The following is a 2,450-nucleotide window of genomic DNA, read 5'->3' as shown; positions in this document are numbered from 1 at the left end:
GAGAGCAATCATCTGCTGGATAGCGAACTCGCCCTGCCACGGCATGACCTCCCCGCCGGGCAGCAAGTCAATCACCACACACGGCAGGTTCTTCGCCAACTCACGGTCAGGCGGCAGTCGGTCGGCTACCCACACATCGTCACCGAGAACCTGCTGCACAGACTCGATAACCTGCATGAGAATATCGGCGTCGTTCATCGGCGCACGCTCCTTCCCGCCCGGCGCATAATCCCAATGGCCTTCACCCGGTCATCGTCCGCCACATGGGCTGTGACGTTGACACCGAAACGCCCAGACGGGATATACACCTGGCTGATGGACACGTTCGCGTCAACCTTCGCCTTCGCGAACTCACGGCGGGCAACCGCAGCGATTTTCGCCGCCCTGCCCTGCACCGCGCCCTTCACACCAGGCTGCTGCATGACATCGCGGAACATCTCATCGAAATCAATATCAATCTCCGGGCTACCCATTGACTACCTCCAGCTGTAGGGATGTGTGACCGTGGGTGCGGTGCCACCAGTCGGCGCGGTCACCAACGATGTCGCAGTCACCAATCCCCGGCACGCGGATACGCTGTGTTGCCGACACGTCCAGGAACTGCCCCGGAGGGCAAATCAGCCGGAACCCCGATTGCACGAACACGCGGCGGCCGCCAGCGTCATCCTCGAACCTGCCTGCGGGTTGAACCTCCACGCCGAACGGCACCGGCTCAACCAAGGCCGGGTTGTCATAGTCCAGCTCATCGCGGCCATACCCCGGCCTAGTGCCCGGTGTGACGATCTCAACGGCGGTATCGAACACGACGAAGCCTCCGTTCCGGCCAGGATGGGGCACCAGGGAACCGGCCACGCGCCGTAGCGTGCTGCACCAGCCCCAAATCGAACCGGTGCTTATCAGTCAGCACCAGCCCACCCCACGCACTACCATTCACATCCGAGTAAGTGCCGGACTCGGTGATGTCGCCGGCAGTCACCGAGTACTGGCGGACACCAGCACGGTCACCGACCAGCAGAACCGCCGACACCATCTCGAACGCGACACGACACACAACCGCTTCCAGCCAGTCAGACCGGGCAATCTCCTCATCGAGGTTCATGCCAGCCCTACCGAACTCCGCAGCAATCATGTCGCGTGCGTCTTGGAGTAGTAGTTCGGCGCGTTCACGCTCCCCCGGCTTCAACGCGCGGGGGAACCTCGCTATGAAACCATCAATCAGCATTGATGTCACCACCTAACCGACGGCGGCGATAAGCTCCGCCTTCGTCATGCCCTTTGGGTCTACGCCCTTCGCGGTCGCGTAGGCTCGCCACGCATCCAACGCCGCTGCTTTACGTGGGCGTTGCGGCGCATCACCCGCAGGTTCCGGCTCGGCGCTTCCCTCCGGTTCACGCTGGCGCTCCACAGGCTTACTCGGCTTCGGCGCGCCTGTAGCAAACACGCCACGGCCAACAAACTCCGCGAACACACCATCGTCAACCTCAACGACCTCACCGGCAAGACGCAGACGGTCACCAGGGAAGCGAATCGACTTCGCCAACGTGACCCTACGCATTACTCAGTCACCAGACCCGTCAGCTTCACAATCGACTTCGGGCCATCAACCGCGAAACCACGGCGGTGAGTGTAGTCAGAGCGCCAAGACTGGTTAGCGCCGCCACGACCAGAGTTACCGCGCTCCTCGTAGAACTCGGAAACCCACTCCGGCTCACGCTGCGCCATGAAACCAGCAGTCTGCTGCTGCCCCAGGTACGCCTCACCCTTCGGGACAAAGAACGACTTCACGATCTGAACGTTGCCGAAGATAATCGGCTCGTCAGAAATACCGTTGAACAGCGGGTTAGCGTGTGCCATGTCACCGATGTACATGTCCTGTACCTTCGGCGAGCGCTTCAGCAGGTTCAGTGTCATTGGGTGAATCAGCAGAACATCCGGGGTGTAACCGAAGTAGTGTCCGTCGCCGTCTTCAGCACCGAGGACAACCTCGGACGCGTCCAGGAAGTCACCAGCCGGGTCAGAGTCCGGCTTATCCCACGCGGTCGTGATCTGGTGCTCCTGAATGTTTGCAGCATTCAGGGCCTTGAGAGCGTCACGAGCCTGAGCGCGAATAATCGTGTTCGTGCGGGCTTCCAGCTCGCGGCGAACAGCGTCCATATCGTTATCGTTGCGCTGCTCCCAGGAAACACGGATACCGATACCAAGCTTCTCGATTGCCGCGGTCTTCAGCTCGCCTGCGGTCGGGTCGGAAACCGGAATCTCGCCGTACTCCGCGACGTTAGCAACATCGTCTTCCAGGAAGTTCGGAGTCGCCTCACGGAAACCAACGATGTTGGAGTTCACGGTCACGTCACGGAAAAAGACGCGCTGGAACTCCGCGCCGTTGAGCTCATCAAGAATGAGGTCAGGCATGAAGTGCGGGTTGGACAGTGCCTCTTCGACGGTCAGGCCGG

General features: G+C 61.0%; 5 protein-coding genes and 1 pseudogene. All 6 read right to left on the bottom strand.

Translation table 11 applies throughout. From position 1 onward, the window contains the following. Positions 1–198, bottom strand: a pseudogene (locus tag BKN05_RS11630) (hypothetical protein); the annotation flags it as partial. Continuing rightward, positions 195–473: a hypothetical protein gene (locus tag BKN05_RS11625; protein ID WP_187401259.1), complete on the bottom strand. Its 279-nt coding sequence runs from the start codon at positions 471–473 to the stop codon at positions 195–197. The gene BKN05_RS11625 and the pseudogene BKN05_RS11630, both read right to left, overlap by 4 nt. Further along, positions 466–804, bottom strand: coding sequence for a hypothetical protein (locus BKN05_RS11620; RefSeq protein WP_286688703.1), 339 nt, complete (start codon positions 802–804; stop codon positions 466–468). The genes BKN05_RS11625 and BKN05_RS11620 overlap by 8 nt, the downstream gene beginning before the upstream one ends. Further along, positions 785–1,222, bottom strand: a complete 438-nt coding sequence (locus BKN05_RS11615) for a Gp19/Gp15/Gp42 family protein (RefSeq protein WP_286688702.1) — start codon at positions 1,220–1,222, stop codon at positions 785–787. The genes BKN05_RS11620 and BKN05_RS11615 overlap by 20 nt, the downstream gene beginning before the upstream one ends. A 12-nt stretch (positions 1,223–1,234) precedes the next feature. After that, positions 1,235–1,555 carry a hypothetical protein gene (locus tag BKN05_RS11610; protein ID WP_286688701.1) on the bottom strand — a complete coding sequence of 107 codons (321 nt, stop codon included), beginning with the start codon at positions 1,553–1,555 and terminating at the stop codon, positions 1,235–1,237. Beyond that, on the bottom strand, positions 1,555–2,450 hold an 896-nt coding region (locus BKN05_RS11605; RefSeq protein ID WP_286688700.1), incomplete at its 5' end, for a phage major capsid protein. The genes BKN05_RS11610 and BKN05_RS11605, both read right to left, overlap by 1 nt.

Origin of the sequence: Corynebacterium sp. S5S1 (genome assembly GCF_001913985.1) — a bacterium.
In the GTDB taxonomy this organism is placed as follows: Bacteria; Actinomycetota; Actinomycetes; order Mycobacteriales; family Mycobacteriaceae; genus Corynebacterium; species Corynebacterium marquesiae.
The sequence above is the reverse complement of the archived record's forward strand: the minus strand, read 5'-3'. Positions and strand labels throughout refer to the sequence as shown.